Genomic DNA, 18,224 nt, shown 5'->3' with positions numbered 1-18,224 from the left:
CGGCCGTGAGGGCGAAGCCGATCGCACCACATCCAAGAGACCGCCACCGCCGCCGCGGCCGCCCTGGAGACCTCCGACGCCGTCATCCGCACCACCCGCGAGGTCGTCACCGGCAGGGACCCGGACGCCAGCCTCGCCATCTCCCGCCGCGTCTCCGCCGCCCTCGTCGAAGCGGTACGCCTCGTCAACTCCGCCCGCCGGCCCGCCTTCGTCATCGCCAAGGGCGGCATCACCTCCATGTCGCGGTTCCGGGCGGCGGCGTCGGCGGGGGCGAGGCTGCGGGTGTTGGTGAGGACGAAGAAGGCGGTGCTGTTCTGGCGCAGGGCCCAGCGCAGGTCGTCGACGGTCCAGCTGGTGAGGACGGGGATGTCCTTGAGCAGCACTTTGGGGCCGGCGTGTGCGGCATCCCGCAGGGAGTCGATCCGTCCGGTCGTCAGCGTCGAGAAGTCGGCGGAGGCCAGCCAGGCCGAAGGCCCGTCGCTCACGCGCCCGTTGGCGCGCAGTACGGCCGGATCGGTGAGGAGCGGCCCATAGGTGGTGAAGTCGACCTTGTTGATGCCCCGGCCGCCCAGCTCGTCCAGTTGCCAGAGTAGGGCGAGGTGGCCGGGGTGGGCCGGTACAGACTGGTGATCCTGACCTGCACCTTCGGGCCCTTGAGCCGGTCTGCGAGTGTGAGCCGCGCGCCGGGCCTCAGCGACAGCGCCCGCGCGGCGGTCTCGGGAAGGGCCACCTCGATCTCGCGCCCCCTCGGATCGCGCGGCAGCCGCCCCTCGACGACCCGGACCCGCGACGGGTCCAGCGCGGCGAGGTGGGTGAGGTCCGGGTCGTCCCCGCGAGCGGCGGCCGGCTGTAGCGAGCGCGGCAGCGCGTACGGCCCCGACCGCACCAGCGTCCGCAGTGCCACCGGCAGCCCGTCGAAGGTGCGCCGCGCTGCCTTCCGTACGGCTCTGTCGGCGGCCTCGCGCTCATCGGCGGGCACGTCCGCCTTGACGATCAGGGTCGTGGCCGCGGCGCTCTCCGTGCCCGCCGTGTCGAGGAGGGAGTGGCGCAGGGCCGCGTCGCCGATCGCGCCGGAGTACGCGGTGAGGGTCGCCAGGACGGCGGTCGTGAGCAGGACGGTGAGCAGGGCGGCGCTCAACAGCAGGCGATGTGCCCGAGCCCGTAATAAGACGTACTCCGTCACGCGGCCCCCTCCGCAAATGTCCCGACCCGGGGCGATGTTGTCAGAGGGAGTGGCCGGCGGGTAAGCGCTTGCCGACCGGGCTTGACCCGATTGTGACCGAAATCAGGTGACGTGAGCGGCGTCAGCCCGCCGTGTTCACCATCGACGCCGCCGCGTACGTCAGGTAGTTCCACAGCGTGTGCTCGTGTTCCTCGGAGAGGCCGAGCTCGTCGACGGCGACCCGCATGTGCTTGAGCCAGGCGTCGTGCGCCGCGCGGTCGACGGTGAAGGGCGCGTGGCGCATCCGCAGCCGGGGGTGGCCGCGGTTGTCGCTGTAGGTGGTCGGGCCGCCCCAGTACTGGATCAGGAACAGCGTGAGGCGCTCCTCGGCCGGACCCAGGTCCTCCTCGGGATACATGGGCCGCAGCAGTGGGTCCTCGGCGACACCCTCGTAGAAACGGCGCACGAGGCGCCGGAAGGTCTCCTCGCCACCGACCTGTTCGTAGAAGGTCTGCTCCTGAAGTGTGCCGCGCCGAATCTCTTTCACCCGTCCATGGTCTCAGACGGGGGGACCGAGGACTCAAGGCTTAGGACCACCGGCATTCGATCCCGGTCAGACGCGGTCAGGCCCGTTTCGGCGCTCGCCTCGCGGCCCGTCGCGCAGCACAGTGGAGGCATGGGTGCACACGCCACCGACCACGGGCCGACCGACCTCGCCGCCATGGCGCGGGCCGCGCTGGTGCGAGAGATCGACGCGAGCGGGGCCTGGGACGCCGACCCGGTCTGGCGGGAGGCGTTCGCGAGCGTCCCGCGTCATCTCTTCGTGCCGTACTACTACGTCGGCGCCGAGGACGGCTACGAACGCCTGTGGGGCGAGGACCCCGACCCGCGCAGGCGCGTGCGCTGGCTGCGCGGCGCGTACACCGACTCCCCGCTGGCCACGCGGGTGCGCGACGGCCGGCTGGTCTCGTCCAGCAGCCAGCCGTCCCTGATGGCGAAGATGCTGACGGAACTGGAGGTACGGGACGGGAACACGGTCCTGGAGATCGGCGCGGGCACCGGCTACAACGCGGCCCTGCTCGCCCACCGGCTGGGCGACGACCTGGTCACCACGATCGATCTGGACCCGGAGATCACCGAGTCGGCCCGGCAGCACCTGGCCGCCGCCGGACACCGCCCGACCGTCGTCACCGGAGACGGCGCCCGCGGCTGCCCCGAACGCGCCCCGTACGACCGGATCATCGCGACCTGCACGGTGACCTCGATCCCGCGCCCCTGGCTCGCCCAGTGCAATCCCGGCGCCCACATCCTCACGCCGCTCGCGACCGGCCTGATCGACCTGCGCGTACGCGACACCGAGCACGCCGAGGGGCACTTCCTGCATACGCCCGCCTACTTCGTGCCCCTGCGCGGCACCGACCGGCATGAGCCGGAGCCCACGGGCGACGGATGCCTGCCGCGCCGGGCCGTCCAGCACGAGTCCTTCCGCTTCCTGCTGGCCCTCACCTGGGGCATCCTCGATCCGCACGAGGCCGTGGCCCTGTGGGAGAGCGCGGAGCACCCGGAACGCGAGCGGTACGGGGTCTCGGTCAGCGGCGAGCGCGAGTGGGCGTGGCTTGACGACCCGGAAGGGCCGTATACCTGGACGCTGCGGTGACACCGTGACTTGGTGACACCGCAGCTCCGGCCCGTACGCCTCTCATGCGGCCCGTACGCCCCCGAAGCGTTTCTGCCCCTCAGCCCCGGCGGATCGTGATCGTCGTCCAGGCCCCCACATGCACCCGGTCGCCGTCCTGCAGCGGTACGGGGACGAAGGGCTGGATGGGCTCCTCGGCGCCGTTGACGGTGGTGCCGTTGGTGGAGTTCTGGTCGACCACCGCCCAGCTGCCGTCGGGTTGCTGGACAAGGACCGCGTGCTGGTGCGAGACGCCGGGGTCCTCCGGCGGCACCGACAGATCGATGTCGGGGGTGTCGCCCGTGGAGTGGCGACGGCGGCCGATGGTGATCTGGTTGCCGACGAGGGGGCGCTGCTGCTCCGGTGAGTACGCGGGCAGGTTCAGCCCCGTGGCCTCGGGGCCGGAGCGCTGCATCATCGCCATGAAGTACTCGCGGTCGGGCCCGATCGTGATGCTCCAGTTCAGCGGCTGCTGCTGGTACCCGGGCGGGGCCTGGGTCGCGCCGGGCTGCGGGTAGCCGTACCCGCCCTGACCGGAACCGGGGCCGCCGGGCGCACCGGTCGCCGGACCCGAAGGCGGCGAGATGACCCAGTCGTCTTCGCCACCCCCGTAGGACGGTCCGCCCGGAGCCTGCGGGTGCCCGGTCTCCTGCGGATACGCGGGCGGAGGCGGCGGCCCGCCGGCCTGCTGGAACGCCTGCGGATCACCGGGTCCACCGGGACCGCCGTGCCCACCGGGACCGCCCTGACCACCGGGACCGCCCTGACCACCGGGAAAACCAGGATCACCAGGAGCACCGGGAAAACCAGGATCACCGGGATAACCGGACCCGCCGGACCCGCCGGGCCCACCGGGACCGTTGGCCCCGGGCCCTGGGCCTCCCGGCCCGGGCGGCGGCGGAACCGGGCGCGACGGATCGCCGGGGAACCCGGACGGTCCCGAGGGCTCACCGCCGAACGGCGGGATCGGCTCTGCGGGCCGGTTCACCTGCGAGGGCCGCGAGCTCTGGTAGTCGTACGGATCATGGCCGGAACCGGGCTGTCCGGGCTGCTGCTGGAACTGGAGCGCCGGGTTCGGCCCCCCGGGACCGCCGCCGGGACCCGGCCCCGGCGGGCGCGGTGCGGCCGGGGTGTACGAGGTCGCCGTGTTCGTCAGGAAGTTCCACCGGCACTCCTCGCAGAACGGCGCCCCGCCCTCGCGCGGGGTGTGGCACTGCGGGCAGAACTCCGGCTCGGGTGCCTGGTCGGGCACGGCGGACAGGTGCGGGTGCCCGCCCTGGCCGGGCGGCGGCGGGGGATAGCCGTAGCCGGCCGCCGGGGGCGGCGGAGGAGGGGGCGGGGGTACGGCTCCGGCCATGCGGTGACCGCAGACCTCGCACCAGTCGTCGGAACCCGACTGGTGTCCGTTCGGGCAGGTCGGCATGTCGGCGCTTCTCCCTTTCCTGTCCGGTCCCGGGGGACCGAAGTTCTCCGTCCCCTCGGGTGAGGGCCGGGCTCGTTTTTCTCCGGCCCCGGGGAGGGGCCGGACCGCCTACTTCTTTACACGAACAGTCTTGGTGGACCGTGTCTCGAGAGTCATCTCGTCGGCTTCCTCGACCTTCGCTTTCAATCGCACAGTACCTGCCGGGGCGTCGACCACGTCCACCACCTTCGCAAGGAGTTTCGCCGTATCCGCGTTTCCGGAGATGCTGGCGAGCTGAACCGCCCGGCCCAGCTTGGCCGTTGCTCCGTCGACATCTCCCGCCTTACGGGCATCCAAACCCTGTTGGATGACTTGTGCCAGTTCGGCCTGACCCGTGTAGTGCGCGACCTGCGGGTTGATGGACGTGGACGCCGTCATGTCGTCGGTCCACACGGCCCGTACGAGACCCTGCGCGCCCAGTGTCTGGGCGGTGCCGTCGGGTTGCGGGATCACCAGGGAGACCCGGGCCGCGAGCATTTCCTGGCCGATTCCGGCCGACGGCACCTCGACGCACACGTGGTAGTCACGGGACTCGTCGCCCCATGAGCCCGTCGGATAGTCCCCGGCGCGCGGGCCCGCCTCCGTGCGGCGGTCGGTCAACTCCTCGACCGTGGGCGCGACCTGCTTGACGAACTTGATGGCTGTGCCCACCGGCGTCCACAGCCGCAGTGCCACGTCCGCGACCTCCTTGCCCATGGCCGTCTCCATCATCTGTGTGAAGTCGGCGGACAGGCCGGCCGGGTCGGCGACGATGTCGGCGGTGCCGAGCAGCGCGGAGGCGATCCCGGTGACCTCCTTGACCTCCCAGTCGGTGCCGACGCCCCTCGCGTCACAGGTGAAGCGGCCGGCGCAGGCGTCCAGCGCCGCCTTCAGGTCCTCCGGCGACTCGTGTTCGTTGCGGCCGTCGGTGAGCACGATGCCGTGCCGGATGGCGACGTCCGCCGAGGAGAGCAGCCGGTCGGCCAGCCGCAGCCAGGTGCCGATCGCGGTGCCGCCGCCCGCGCTGAGCTTGCGCAGCGCCTGCTTGGCCTGGTCGCGGGTCCGCGCGTCGGCGACCGCGAGCTGCCCGTCGCCCGGGTAGACCTCCTTGGCCACGTGTGTGCCGCCGATCACGGCGAAGTGCACGCCGTCGCGCAGGGCGTCGATGGCGGCGGCCGTCGCGTCGCGGGCGCCGCGCATCTTGGTCGGCGGGTAGTCCATCGAGCCCGAACAGTCGACCATGATCGCCACGGCCGCGTCCGGTCCCTGCCCCGGTGTGTAGAGATGTGGCGCGGCGACCGCACTGCCGATGGTGCCGCCGCCGGTCGAGGTCACCGTCACGATCGCGTTGACCTCACGGCCGCCTTCCGGCAGGTACTCGTTCTGGTACACATCCACCGAGAACTGCGGCACGTTCGACTTCGAGAAATTGGCCATGCTGTCTCTGCTCCCCCTCAGGACCCCCACGAGCCGTGGGACATATCGGTGGGCGGACCGGTCCCCTCCGGCCCGGGGCCGTTCCTTCCCGGCCCCCGAGACCGGTCTCCGGCCGGCCTCGGAGACCGGATCCGTCCGGTTCCCGAGACCGGATCGCGTCCGGCCTCAGGCCGATCCTGCCCCCTGGGGCGGGGCCGGGAACGGCAGGACGGCCACTGTTACGTTGTCGTGGCCCCCGCCGTCCAGGGCGTGGCCGACCAGGACCTGGGCGCTGTGCAGCGGCCGGACCGCGGCGTCGGGCGGGATGACCTCGGCCATTTCCTCGGCCGCCTCAGCGTAGTTCCACAACCCGTCCGTGCACACCACCACTACACCCGGCCGGTCCGGTTTGAAGGAAGCGGTGTGCGGCTCCAGTTCGTACGCATCCGCCCCGAGCCAGCCCGTGATGGCGTGGGCGCGCTCGTCGGCGTAGGCCTCGGCCTCGCTCATCAGGCCCGCGGCGACCATCTGCGCCGCCCACGAGTCGTCCTCGGTGAGCCGGGCCGCGGGTGAACCCCGGTCCACCGGGACCCAGTAGGCGCGGCTGTCGCCGACCCAGCCGACGATCAGCAGGCTGGGGGTGACGACGGCGCCGACGAGGGTGCACGCGGGCGCGTTCTGATGCGGGGCGTGCTCGTCCGGAGGGGTGGCGCCCGCCAGGGAGTTGACTGCCTGGGAGGCGGCGATGATCGCGTCGTGCATGGCCTGCTGCGGATGGGCGCCGCGCGGCAGGGAGTCCAGGAGCGCTTCGTTGGCGGCGCGGGACGCGGCCAGGGAGGCCTCGTCGGGGCGGGTCGCCGAGGACACGCCGTCGCAGACGACCGCGACGACCGCGGGGGAGCCGTCGGGCAGCGCCGTCGACGACACGGCGAACGCGTCCTCGTTGCGGTGGTGGCGCAGCCCCCGGTCACTGACCGCGGCGACCGCTCCCAACTCCTGCTCCATGTGGTCGCGTTCGCGTGGCTGCGCGTGTCCGCAGTTCTCGCAGTAGCCGTCGCGGTCGACCTGGCCCGCACGGCAGGCCACGCAGAGCTTGGTGCCCGCGGACGGCGTCGCGAAGTCGGCCGTTCGTGGATCGGGTGCCTGCAAGGCGTACTCGTCCGGCTCCGGAGGCCCGTCGAACCGTACCTCCGCCGGGAGTTCCGACCCGCCCGAGTCGGTCCCCTGGATGTCGGTCGGCACATGCACCGGGGCGGGCCTGTCCGAGCTGTCCACCTCCGGGGCGACCGGCCAGTCGACGGGCCCGACGGCCGAAGCGGGCCGCGGCACCGCGCCGTTCATGGTCATCGTGGGGCTGTCGTCCGGTGGTGCGGGCACGGCCGACAGGTCGTACCCGCACGCACCGCAGAAGCGGTCGCCGGACTCCAGCGGCTCCTCGCAGCTGGGGCACTTCGACAATGCCGGGGGCATCTGCGACATCAATTACACCCACGTCCGGGGGCGGTAGCGGTTGGCGCGCTCCACCAGATCGATCCTCTCCTCGCCACCCTGGGCGAGCCGGGCCAGTGTCCGGTACGAGCGCTCGAGGCCGAAGCGGAGGCCTCGCTCGTCCAGGTCACTGCCGAGCAGTACGGTCCGCGCACCGGTGGTCGGTGGCGCAGAACCCCGGCTACCGGAGAGTACCCAGTCGAGGGCGCAGCCAAGGACCTCTGTGGACAACTGCTCGCGGCGAACCGCGTCCAGACCGTATCCCCCCAGCGCCTCGATCTGTCCAGCCGCCGCGGTGAGGTCCTCCAGGAACGGCGCGTCGGGCGCCTCGTTCATACGGTGCCGCAGACGCGCCCGTACGGCGGCGACGCGGGCCGCCGTGTAGTGGATCGACGCCTCCGGCACCGACTCCAGGGTCCGTACGGCACCCCGGCGGTCGCCCGCCGCGAGCTGGACGCGGGCCAGCCCGAACGCGGAGCTCACATAGCTGGGATCGGTCGTCCACACGAGGCGGTAGTACTCGGCGGCGTTGTCCAACTGCCCGAGGACCTCCGCGCACAGACCGAGGGCCAGCTTGGGGGCGGGTTCGCCGGGGAACGCGTCGTAGATCGCGTCGAAGGACAGCGCCGCGGTCTCGTACTCGGCGGTGGCGAGGGCCGCGACGCCCCGGTACCAGACCACCCGCCAGTCGTCGGGGTGGTCCGCTTCCAGGGCCGCGAGTGCGCCGGCGGCACTGTCGAGCTCGCCCATCTCCAGGCGCGCCCGCAGCTCGCGCAGCCGCAGCTCCGGAGAGCCGGTGGGCGCCGCGTGCAGCGCGGCGATCAGCTCCGCGGGCGCGGACGCCATGAGGCCGGCCAGGAAACCCGCGTTCGGGTCGCCGGGGTCGACCCGGGGGACCGGCAGCGCGAGCGCCGCGGCCGCCGTGCCGAGCGGCTTCACCAGGGCGGTCGGCGGGGGTGCCGGTGCGCCGTTCGGGGACGTGATGGCCGGCGTGCCGAGCGCAGACGCGAGAGCCGGCACGCCGTTCGCGCCGGTCGCCGACGCGGCCGGTGCCCCCGACGTCGTCCCGGGCGGCAGTTGGGGCGCGCCCTTCTTCCCGCGACGGCCCACCGGAATGACGCGTGCTCCCAGCCGCGACACGTCCCCGTCGAGCTGCCCGAACAACTCCGTGTCCGTGACCTTCAGTTCGGGCCCGAAGAGCGTGGACAGCGAGGGGCGGGGCCGCCCCGTCTGCAGGGCCACGACCTCACGCAGCACACCCGTCAGCTGTTCCGACATCTCCTGCGCGGAGGCGAACCGGCGGGCCGGGTCGGGGTCGGTGGCCCGCACGAGGAGCCGGTAGAACGACTCGTACGTGCGGAAGACCTCGATGTTGTCCGGGTCGGGCAGGGAGTCCACGAACACGTTCGTGTAGCCCTGGAAGTCGAAGGTCAGCACGGCGAGCGTACGGGCGACGGTGTAGAGGTCGGAGGCGACCGACGGGCCGAGCTCGGCGACCTCCGGCGCCTGGTAGCCGACCGTGCCGTAGATGGCCGACTCGTCGTCGTCCATCCTGCGCACCGCGCCCATGTCGATCAGCTTGAGCTGGTCCTCGGTCTGGATCGCGTTGTCGACCTTGAAGTCGCAGTACAGGAGGTTGCGGCTGTGCAGGTGCCCGAGGGCTTCGAGCGCCTCGATGCCGTACGCGCACGCCTGCTCCACCGGCAGCGGATCGCGCTTCCCGTCCGTCGCACGACGCTCGTTGGCGATCTCCTTGAGGGACTTGCCGCCGACGTACTCCATGACGATGTAGCCGTCCAGGGAGCCCGTGCGCTGGTCGAGGTGCTCGACGAAGTTGTAGATCCGCACGATGTTGGAGTGCTCGATCTCGGCGAGGAAGCGGCGCTCGGAGATCGCGGCGGCCATCGCGTCCTGGTCGCCCGTGTCGAGCAGGCCCTTGAGGACCACCCAGCGGTCGGACACCGCCCGGTCCACGGCGAGGTAGACCCAGCCGAGCCCGCCGTGCGCGAGGCAGCCCACCACTTCGTACTGACCGTGCACGATGTCGCCCGTGTGCAGCTTCGGCACGAACGAGTACGGGTGGCCGCACTTGGTGCAGAAGCCCTCCGTACGTCCCGGCCGGTCGCCGCGCGAACGCCCCACCTGCGCCCCGCAGTCGGAGCGCGAGCAGAACCGCTTGCGCTCGGGCACCTCGGGGTTCTCCTGGACCATCTCGCGCGGATCGGGGCGCGGCACGTCCGGGACCGTGACGAGGCCGACACCCAGCCGGCCGCGGCCGGAGGACCCGGCCGTCGAACCGGAGCTGCGCACCGACACCGAACGGCCCGTCGACTTCCCCGACAAGGAGCGCGACAGACGGCCCGAGACCGAGCGCCGGGACTGCGAGGAGCGGGACGACGCCCGGGAGGACGCCCGGGAGCTGGAGCGCGAACTGCCGCTTCCGCGCGAGCCCTTGCCGCCCGCCGTGATCCCCGTGGGCGGGGAGCCCACCATGCCGCTCTGGGAGACGACGGGCGCCAGACCGCACGTGTCGCAGTACAACTCGCCGCCGCCCACGTCCTCGTACGACCCCGAACACCCGGGGCGCTGGCACTGCCTTGGCTCGCTCGCGTTCTGCTGACTCACGATTCCCCCCTCCGGTCCTGAGGCCCTCCCTGGTCGGGGACCCTGGGCACCAGCAAATCGGCGGCCGCCCGCTGGTAGCGCAGCACCGCCTGTTCGGCCACGCGCAGATCGCACGGCGCGCTCCACAGCATGCGGCGCGCCGCGTCGTAGCGCTCCACCAGCAGCGGGTCCTCCGCGAGACCGTGCCGGGCGACCTTCGCCTTGTACGCGTCGAGGCGGCCGCGCAGTTCCGCGCGGACCGCGAGCGGAGCCGTGACGGCCGTCAACGACTCGCGGGCTCGGAGCAGTTCGTCCTCGGCCCGCTGCTCCAGCGCCTCCAGCAGCGGCGACAGACGGTGCCACTGCGCGTGTCTGCGGTATTCGGCGGCCGTCGCCAGCTGTTCCTGCAGCGCGGTCGGCGGGCCGCTGACCGCGGGCACCTCCGACGCGGCGATCTTCGCCAGCACCTCTCCGCGGGCCGACCGCGCCTCGGCCAGCGTGCGGTCCGCGCGCGAGAGCACGTCCCGCAGTTTCACCAGCCGTGTCTCCGCGTCCTGCCGGACGGTGAGCACCGCGTCGATCTCCCGGCGCACGTCCTCCAGGGCGCGCGCCTCCCGGTCGTAGCGCGTGGTGTCAGGGCGGCCGCCACCCGGCGCCGAACTGCCCTGCGCGGGCAGCCAGAAGGCCAGCGGGTCGGACACCACCTGCTCGCGCAGACCCGTGAGCGTGCGTGTGATCCGCTCCAGGTCGTCGCCCGCCGGGTGCTCACCGGGCCGTACGCCGACGGAGTGCGCGAGCCGGCGCGTGCGCTGCAACTCCGCTGCCAGCAGATCGATCCGGGCGGGCAGTGCCGACCACACGGCGTCGGCCGCCACGACCATGTCGAGCGACTGCGCGTACAACGTGTTCATGCGCTCGACGAGTTCGGCGAGGGTGAATCGTTCGCTGAGCTTGCCCGTGCCGGCCAGGGTGGGCGCGGAGGCCGTGGCGGCGGTGCTGCCGGCCACCGTGACGCTCTCGCCGCGCAGCAGCTCGGTCAGCTCCACCAGGTCGTCGCGGTTCGGCCAGCGTCTGCGGGAGCGCACCTCACGTGCGGAGCGCAGGGCGCCCGCGTACGCGTCGAAGTACGCCCAGAGCAGCGTGATCGACGCCTCGGCGGCCGTCCAGCGCTCCCGGGTCGTGCCCGTGAGCTCGGCGCCTTCGAGGAGTCTGCGGCCCGCGTGGTCCTGCAGGGCGAGGAGCGAGGTCTCGATGGCCTCGTGCTCCGCGCCGAGCCGCGCCAGCGCACGGTCCACCTCGTCCCGGTCCATCACCGGCCCGGAGGGTCCCGCGACGCCCATCAATCACCTCTCGATCTCGGTCGTTCCCTGCGCGCGTCCCCCGCGCCCGGGCAACTGTCCAGTCGTATCAGGTCGGTTATCGGTACTCGACCGGGGGCGGGCCCGACGATGCGCCGAGGCTTGCCCTGAGCCATGTGTTGTACGACTGCTGCCAGCCGTCCTTGCGGTAGTCCACCAGGACCTGATTGACCCGGCGTACCAGATCGTCGGCGCCCAGCTTCATCGCCACGCCGTAGTACTCGGTGGTGAACGGCTTGCCCTTGAGCTCGACCGTCGGGTCCTGTGCGGCCTGGCTCGCGGCGAGCGCGCCGTCGGTCACCACGGCGTCGACCTCTCCGAGCTGGAGCCTCACCAGGCAGTCGAGCTGGTTGGGCACGGTGGTCTTGATGTCGGCGGAGGCGACGAGGTCGCCGTTCTTCTGGTCCGCCTCCAGGTTCTCGTAGGCGGTGGAACCCTTCGCGGAGCAGATCTTCTTGTTCGCGAGTGAGCCGTCGTACCCCGTGATGTCCGACTTCTTCGGGGCCAGGACCTGCTGACCGGTCTGGAAGTAGGGGGACGAGAAGGCCACTTCCTTCAGGCGGTCGCAGTTGATCGTCATCGTGCGCACCACCATGTCGACGTCGCCGCGCTTGATCGCCGGGATGCGCTGGTCGGTCGGGATGGCGTGGAAGCGGACCTCGGCGTCCTGCTTGCCCAGGATCTCGTCCGCGATCGCGTGCACGAGATCGATGTCGAAGCCCTCCAGCTCGGCCTTCTCCGAGGTGCTGTTCGGGTCGCGGTAGCCCCAGCGGAAGCTGTTCTGGTCGACGCCGACGGACAGATACCCGCGCTTCCGGATTGCCTGGACCGCCTCGCCGTCCTGGTCACCGGACGGCGCCAGGCTGCGGTCCTCCGGGGCGGTGCACTTCGCCTCGGCCCTGATCCGCTCACCTTGGGCCACACCCTGGCCGCCGACGCCCGTGCCGCTGTCGCCGGGTGACTGGGTCAGCGGCAGCACCAGAGCGAAGAGGGCCGTCAGGGCGCAGACGACCGCCATGGCACTCACGCCGCCCCAGCCCCTCAGACTGGCCCGCAGACGCTGTACGTTCATCGTCACGCCTCCTCTCACCGGTACTCCGACAGCCTGCGCCCGATGCCGAGCACCGCGCCCGCCGCGGCCAGCACGGCCAGCACCGCGGCGCCGACCGGAAGGCCGCTCATCGCGTCCCGGCCGTCACCGGCCGCGAGCTTGAATTCCTTCTCCTCGTGCGTGAGCGCCGTTCCCAGCTTGTCGACCACGTTGTCGAAGCACTCACCCGTCGGCTTCTTGTCCTTGGAGCCGATCACCTTGTCCAGCGCGCCCTGGTAGTTGCCCTCGAGGTCCTCCGCGCGGGCTTCCTTGTGGCGCTCCTGCCAGACCTTCATGTTGCCCGTCGCGGCCTTCACCGGACTCTCGCCCGCACTGTCGTCCGCGAGGTCCTCGGCGGCGGCCAGCTTCGCGGCGAGGTCCTTCATCTGGCCCTGGAAGTCGTGGTCGTAGGCGTCCACGCTCTTCTTGTCGTCGCCCGTGCCCACCTCCACGGTCTCGGCGCCACGGCTGACCAGGGTCAGGTTCTCGTTTCCGCGCGCCTTGAGGGAGGCGATCCGGGCGTCGTTCAGCGTGTTCAGGGACAGCACTCCGTGGTCGTACGACTCGTTCAGCCCGGACCGGGCGACGGTGTGGCCGACGACCAGCCAGAGCAGCACCACGGTGGTGGCGGCGGTGGCGGCGACCATGCCGTGGTTCAACACCCGGTTCGTCCGCCGGTAGTTGCGCCGCTGGGCCCAGACGAGCCCGCCGATCGCGACGACACCGACGCCGATCGCGATCCACGGGTAGGGCGTCGCGTCGTCGTAGTCGGCGCGCAGCCGCTGGTTCTCCAGTTTGTAGAGAGCCTCGGCGTCGTCGAGCATCACCTGCATCTTGTCGTTGGCGTACCGCAGGTAGGCGCCGCCGAGGGGGTAGCCCTGCCGGTTGTTGGCCCGGGCGCGCTCGATCAGGCCCTTGTACTCGGGCAGCAGCTTGTTCAGCCGGGTGATGGTCTTCTCCGACTCGGAGCCCGGCTCGGAGTTGGAAGCCGCGCTCACCAGCTTCTCGCCGGCCGTCTTGATATCCCGCTCGTACCTGGTGCGGGAGGCGGCCGTCTCCTGGCCGCCCGCCAGGAAGCCGCTGGAGGCCGCCGTGTTGGCGTCGGCGAGCGAGCGGTAGATCTCCGCCGCGGAGGCGCTCAGCGGCTCGCTGCTGTAGAGCACGTCGTCGGCGGCCGCCGATCGCTCCGTCATCTGCCAGGCGGTGACCGCTCCGAACGCCACGACGAGGAGGGCCAGTACGGCACCGATGATGCGCAGCCGGCCCGGTTCCGTCGTCGCCGCGGCGCGCAGCTGGTCGACGCCCTCCGCCCACGCTGTACGGCGCGGGGGTGCCACGTCGGGCGCGGTCGGCCGGGCCTGCGACGCGGGCGTGACCGATGGCACCACGGCCGGCGGCCCCGGTTGCGGCGGCATCGCGGGCATCGTGGGCGTACCGGCGCCCGGTGGAGCCTGACTGCCGTTCGGCGGGTGTGTCACTTGACCTCCCCCTGGTCATCTTTCAGCCACATCCGCCCGGCGTCAGGACGCACGGGCAGAGGTGCACGGCCGCAAGTATCGCCGCCGGGACTGACATCCGAACAGGCCTTGACTGGATCTTGTTCGGATCGCAGCGCAATCGGATCCGGCGCGGCATCCGATCTCGGCCATCGATCCCGGCATTCGATCCGGCATTCGGTCTCGACGTCCGATCTCGGCGCAGCGGAAGATCCCCGCACCACCTCTGCCCATGAATACGCCATCCGCAACCGTGCGGTTCCCTGGTTTTCCCTGGTTCCCCGGGGTTCTCAGAGGCTCTCAGGAGCTCTCAGGGGTTTTCAGGCGTGAGCACTCGGCGTCCGCCCTCGTAATGCGTCCGCACGCGCGCGTGCACCTCGTCAGGCGCCCCCACGTGGTCGAGACCGAGCAGCGCGGACCCCAGCACCGGGCTCGCGGTGACCACCTGGGGTACGGCCTTGGGGGCGCGCTCGGCCAGCAGCTCGCGTATCCGGTCGTCGAGTTGGGGGTGCCGGGCCGCGAGGATGCTTCCGCCGAGGAGCACCGGTGTCTCCTCGTCCAGCAGGCCGAGGCGGGACAGGGCGACGCCCGCCATGGTCGCCACCTCGTCCGCGAGCCGGTCGACGAGCGCGCGGGCCACCGGGTCGCCGTCCGCCGCCGTCGCGAACAGGACCGGCGTCAGCTCGTGGCGCCGTTCGTGCGCGATGTGCTTCAGGTGCAGGGCCTCGATCAGCGCGTACATGGAGTCGAGGCCGAAGTGGGCGGGCAGGGAGCGGGCCAGCGCGGTCGGTCCGCCGCGGCCGTCCTCGGCGCGCGCCGCGTACCACACGGCTTCCTCGGCGAGGCCCCCGCCGCCTCCCCAGTCACCGGAGAGGCGGCCGATGGCGGGGAAGCGGGCGATGCGGCCGTCGGGACGCATGCCGACGCAGTTGATGCCCGCGCCGCACACCACCGCCACCCCGCGCGGCTCGGCGACCCCGGCGCGCAGGATCGCGAAGGTGTCGTTGCGCACCTCGACACTCGCGCCCCACGCGCGCGCGTGCAGCGCGGCCGCCAACTGTTCCTCCTCGACGGGGAGATCGGCGTTGGCGAGGCACGCGGAAACGTGGTCGGCCGAGGTCACGCCCGCCTCGGCGAAGGCCCGGTCGACGGCCTCGGCCAGTGTGTCCACGGCCTGCCGCACCCCGAGCGCGTGCGGCTGGAACCCGCCGGCGCGCGCCTCGGCGAGCACGCGCCCGTCCCGCGCGACGACGGCGACATCGGTCTTGCTGTTCCCCGCGTCCACGGCCAGTACGGACGCGGAGGCGGACCCGGCGGCCGCGTGGGCACCGGGCCCCGATGACGTCATGCCCACGCGAGGTGCTCCCGGTTGTGCGCGATCAACTGGTCGGTGAGGGCGTCGGCATAGGCGTACTGGCCGACCAGGGGATGCGCCAGCAGTGCGCGGAACACCAGGTCGCGGCCACCGCGCAGCGCGGCCTCGAGCGCCAGGTCCTCGTACGCGGTCACCTGCGCCATCAGGCCCGCGTACAGCGGGTCCACCGACGGCACCGGCAGCGGCGTGGGCCCCTTCGGCCCGACGGCCGCCTGCACCTCGATGACGGCGTCGTCCGGCAGGAACGGCAGCGTGCCCTTGTTGTACGTGTTCACGACCTGGTACGGACTGCCGGCCCCGCCGCCCAGCAGCGAGGCCGCCAGGTCCACGGCCGCCTCCGAGTAGTACGCCCCGCCCCGCCGGGCGAGCAGCGCCGGCTTCTCGTCGAGCTCCGGGTCGCCGTACATCTTCAGCAACTCGCGTTCCATCTCGGCGACTTCGGCGGCCCGCGACGGCTTCGTCCGCAGCTCTCGTACGACCTCGTCGTGCGCGTAGAAGTAGCGCAGGTAGTAGGAGGGGACGACGCCGAGGCGGTCGAGGACGTCGCGGGGCAGACGCAGGTCGGCGGCGATGGCGTCGCCGTGCTCGGCGAGCAGCTTGGGGAGGACGTTCTCGCCCTCCGGGCCGCCGAGCCGCACCTCGGTTTCCCAGGTGAGGTGGTTGAGGCCCACATGGCCGAGGTGTACCTCGGCCGGCGCGATCCCGAGCATCCCGGCGAACTTCCGCTGGAATCCGATCGCCACGTTGCACAGTCCGACCGTTTTGTGACCGGCCTGGAGCAGGGCGCGGGTCACGATGCCCACCGGGTTGGTGAAGTCGATGATCCAGGCGCCCGGATTCGTACGCCGTACGCGCTCCGCGATGTCCAGCACCACCGGCACCGTGCGCAGCGCCTTGGCGAGGCCGCCCGCACCGGTCGTCTCCTGCCCGACACAGCCGCACTCGAGAGGCCATGTCTCGTCCTGCTCGCGCGCGGCCTGTCCGCCGACGCGCAGCTGGAGCAGGACGGCGTCGGCGCCCTCGATGCCCGCGTCCAGGTCGGAGGTCGTGACGATCCGCCCGCCGTGCCCCTGTTTGGCGAAGATGCGCCGGGCGAGACCCCCGACGAGCTCCAGCCGCTCATGGGCGGGGTCGACGAGCACCAGTTCCTCGATGGGCAGGGTGTCCCGCAACCGGGCGAATCCGTCGATCAGTTCCGGTGTGTAGGTCGATCCGCCGCCGACGACTGCCAGCTTCACCCCTTGACTCCCGTCAGTGTCACGCCTTCGATGAAGGCTTTTTGTGCGAAGAAGAAGACGGCGATCACCGGCGCCATGACGAGCAGGGTCGCGGCCATGGTGAGATTCCAGTTCGTGTGGTGGTTGTCCTTGAACGACTCGAGGCCGTAACTGAGCGTCCAGGCGGCCGGATTGTCGCTGGCGTAGATCTGGGGGCCGAAGTAGTCGTTCCAGCAGTAGAAGAACTGGAAGAGGGCGACGGCGGCGATGCCCGGTTTGGCCAGCGGTATCACGATGCGCAGCAGGGTGCGCAGTTCGCCGCAGCCGTCGACCTTGGCCGCGTCCAGGTACTCGTTCGGCACGGTCAGCAGGAACTGGCGCAGCAGGAAGATGCTGAAGGCGTCGCCGAAGGCCATCGGGATGATCAGCGGCCACAGGGTCCCGCTCAGATGCATCTGCTTGGCCCAGAACAGATACATCGGAACGATGACCACCTGCGGCGGCAGCATCATCGCGGAGATGACCAGCATCATGGCGATCCGGCGCCCGCGGAAGCGGAACTTGGCCAGGGCGTAGGCCACCGGGATGCTGGAGACGACGGTGAGGAGCGTGCCGAGGCCCGCGTAGATCAGGGTGTTGCGCCACCAGGTCAGAAAGCCGGGGGCCTGCCACACCGTCGCGTAGTTGTCCCAGTTCCAGGAGCGCGGCCACAGCGCGCTGGTGAGCGCCTGCCGGTCGTCCATCAGGGAGGTGAGGAGGATGAACACGAACGGCATCACGAAGAACAGCGCGGCGGCGATACCGAGGGAGTGCACGGCGATCCAGTGCAGCAACTCCTGGCGTCGGGCGGCACGGCTCGCGGGACTGCGGTCGGTCGCACGCGCCGGGCCCGGCGCGGCCGGGGATACGGGCGGCGAGGTGACGGCGTTGGTCATGGGGATCAGTCCTCCACCGTGATCAGGCCGCTGCGGCGGCGCATCAGCAGCGCGGTGAACGCCATGGACAGAGCGAACAGGACGAGTGCCACCACGCACGCGGAGCCGGTGTCGAAGCGCTGGAAGCCCAGGGTGTAGACGAGCTGGGGGAGGGTCAGCGTGGACTTCCCCGGGTAGCCGGGCTCGTAGATCTGGCCGGCCCCGGCGCCGATGACCCCGCTGGCCGTCTTACCGGCGATGATCGGCTGCGTGTAGTACTGCATGGTCTGGATGACGCCGGTGACCACGGCGAACAGCACGATCGGCGAGATGTTCGGCAGCGTGACGTAGCGGAAGCGCTTCCAGGAGCCCGCGCCGTCGAGCTCCGCGGCCTCGTACTGCTCCTTGGGCACGTCGAGCAGCGCCGCCATGAAGATGACCATGAGGTCGCCGATGCCCCACAGGGCGAGCAGGGTCAGCGCCGGCTTCGACCAGGTCGGGTCGTTGAACCAGCCGGGCTGCGGCAGACCCAGGTCGCCGAGCAGCTGATTGACGGGGCCGGTGCCGGGGTTGAGCAGGAAGGCGAAGGCCAGGGTCGCGGCCACGGGCGGGGCCAGATACGGCAGATAGAAGAACGTGCGGAACCACCCCGCGCCCGTCTTGATCTTCGTGATCAGCATCCCGACGCCGAGCCCGAAGATCACCCGGGCCGTGACCATGATCGCCACGAGCCACAGGGTGTTGCGCATCGCGGCCCAGAAGAAGGGGTACTGGCTGAAGACGTATGTCCAGTTGGTCAGCCCGTTGAAGGTGGGCGGCTTGAAGCCGTCGTACTTCATGAAGGAGAAGTAGACGGTCGAGAGCAGCGGATAGACGAAGAAGACGCTGAAACCGATGAGCCAGGGGGAGAGGAACGCCAGCGTACGAAGCCCCTCCCGGCGGCGCTTCGAACGAAGCGCCGCCGAGTGGCCGTGAAGGATCGTCATGG

General features: G+C 71.4%; 13 protein-coding genes and 2 pseudogenes. 2 read left to right on the top strand and 13 right to left on the bottom strand.

All coding sequences use genetic code 11. The features are described from left to right. Positions 1 to 30 precede the first annotated feature (30 nt). Positions 31 to 222 (top strand): annotated as a pseudogene (locus FE633_RS49550) (four-carbon acid sugar kinase family protein); the annotation flags it as partial. 152 nt (positions 223 to 374) lie between these two features. Here the strand turns inward: FE633_RS49550 and FE633_RS25735 are convergent. Both FE633_RS25735 and FE633_RS25730 read right to left on the bottom strand, forming a co-directional pair. Beyond that, a pseudogene (locus tag FE633_RS25735) lies at positions 375 to 1,183 on the bottom strand (ABC transporter permease); the annotation flags it as partial. Between the two features lie 121 nt (positions 1,184 to 1,304). Continuing rightward, positions 1,305 to 1,709 (bottom strand): globin, encoded by a 405-nt coding sequence (locus tag FE633_RS25730; protein ID WP_138047570.1) that lies wholly within the window; start codon positions 1,707 to 1,709, stop codon positions 1,305 to 1,307. 129 nt (positions 1,710 to 1,838) lie between these two features. Between FE633_RS25730 and FE633_RS25725 the strand changes: the two genes are divergently transcribed. Beyond that, positions 1,839 to 2,819 (top strand): methyltransferase domain-containing protein, encoded by a 981-nt coding sequence (locus FE633_RS25725; protein WP_138047569.1) that lies wholly within the window; start codon positions 1,839 to 1,841, stop codon positions 2,817 to 2,819. 79 nt (positions 2,820 to 2,898) lie between these two features. On the opposite strand, the gene FE633_RS25720 is transcribed toward FE633_RS25725, so the two are convergent. The 11 genes from FE633_RS25720 to FE633_RS25670 all read right to left on the bottom strand — a co-directional run bounded on the left by FE633_RS25720 (position 2,899) and on the right by FE633_RS25670 (position 18,222). Next, on the bottom strand, positions 2,899 to 4,260 hold the full coding sequence (locus FE633_RS25720; RefSeq protein ID WP_138047568.1) for an FHA domain-containing protein: 1,362 nt from the start codon (positions 4,258 to 4,260) through the stop codon (positions 2,899 to 2,901). Between the two features lie 108 nt (positions 4,261 to 4,368). Next, a complete protein-coding gene (locus FE633_RS25715; protein WP_138047567.1) occupies positions 4,369 to 5,715 on the bottom strand; it encodes a vWA domain-containing protein in 1,347 nt (448 codons plus the stop codon). A 165-nt stretch (positions 5,716 to 5,880) separates the two neighbouring features. Next, positions 5,881 to 7,176, bottom strand: coding sequence for a PP2C family protein-serine/threonine phosphatase (locus FE633_RS25710; protein ID WP_138047566.1), 1,296 nt, complete (start codon positions 7,174 to 7,176; stop codon positions 5,881 to 5,883). Then, positions 7,177 to 9,810, bottom strand: a complete 2,634-nt coding sequence (locus tag FE633_RS25705) for a serine/threonine-protein kinase (protein ID WP_138047634.1) — start codon at positions 9,808 to 9,810, stop codon at positions 7,177 to 7,179. Next, positions 9,804 to 11,126 carry a hypothetical protein gene (locus FE633_RS25700; protein WP_138047565.1) on the bottom strand — a complete coding sequence of 441 codons (1,323 nt, stop codon included), beginning with the start codon at positions 11,124 to 11,126 and terminating at the stop codon, positions 9,804 to 9,806. Before FE633_RS25700 ends, FE633_RS25705 begins: the two co-directional genes overlap by 7 nt. Before the next feature lie 76 nt (positions 11,127 to 11,202). Next, the gene (locus FE633_RS25695) at positions 11,203 to 12,216 is read right to left on the bottom strand and encodes a glutamate ABC transporter substrate-binding protein (protein ID WP_138047564.1); all 1,014 of its coding nucleotides are present in this window, start codon (positions 12,214 to 12,216) and stop codon (positions 11,203 to 11,205) included. 14 nt (positions 12,217 to 12,230) lie between these two features. Continuing rightward, positions 12,231 to 13,658 (bottom strand): hypothetical protein, encoded by a 1,428-nt coding sequence (locus tag FE633_RS25690; protein WP_246113834.1) that lies wholly within the window; start codon positions 13,656 to 13,658, stop codon positions 12,231 to 12,233. 382 nt (positions 13,659 to 14,040) lie between these two features. After that, on the bottom strand, positions 14,041 to 15,078 hold the full coding sequence (locus FE633_RS25685; RefSeq protein WP_138047562.1) for an N-acetylglucosamine kinase: 1,038 nt from the start codon (positions 15,076 to 15,078) through the stop codon (positions 14,041 to 14,043). Continuing rightward, positions 15,075 to 16,343: a 6-phospho-beta-glucosidase gene (locus FE633_RS25680; protein ID WP_138047561.1), complete on the bottom strand. Its 1,269-nt coding sequence runs from the start codon at positions 16,341 to 16,343 to the stop codon at positions 15,075 to 15,077. Before FE633_RS25680 ends, FE633_RS25685 begins: the two co-directional genes overlap by 4 nt. Continuing rightward, positions 16,340 to 17,257 carry a carbohydrate ABC transporter permease gene (locus tag FE633_RS25675; protein WP_138047560.1) on the bottom strand — a complete coding sequence of 306 codons (918 nt, stop codon included), beginning with the start codon at positions 17,255 to 17,257 and terminating at the stop codon, positions 16,340 to 16,342. Before FE633_RS25675 ends, FE633_RS25680 begins: the two co-directional genes overlap by 4 nt. Before the next feature lie 5 nt (positions 17,258 to 17,262). Beyond that, positions 17,263 to 18,222 (bottom strand): carbohydrate ABC transporter permease, encoded by a 960-nt coding sequence (locus FE633_RS25670; protein WP_138047559.1) that lies wholly within the window; start codon positions 18,220 to 18,222, stop codon positions 17,263 to 17,265. Positions 18,223 to 18,224: the final 2 nt, after the last annotated feature.

Source organism: Streptomyces montanus (assembly GCF_005786655.1).
GTDB classification, from domain to species: domain Bacteria; phylum Actinomycetota; class Actinomycetes; order Streptomycetales; family Streptomycetaceae; genus Streptomyces; species Streptomyces sporangiiformans.
Note: the sequence above shows the minus strand (reverse complement) of the source record. Positions and strands in the feature narration are given on the sequence as shown.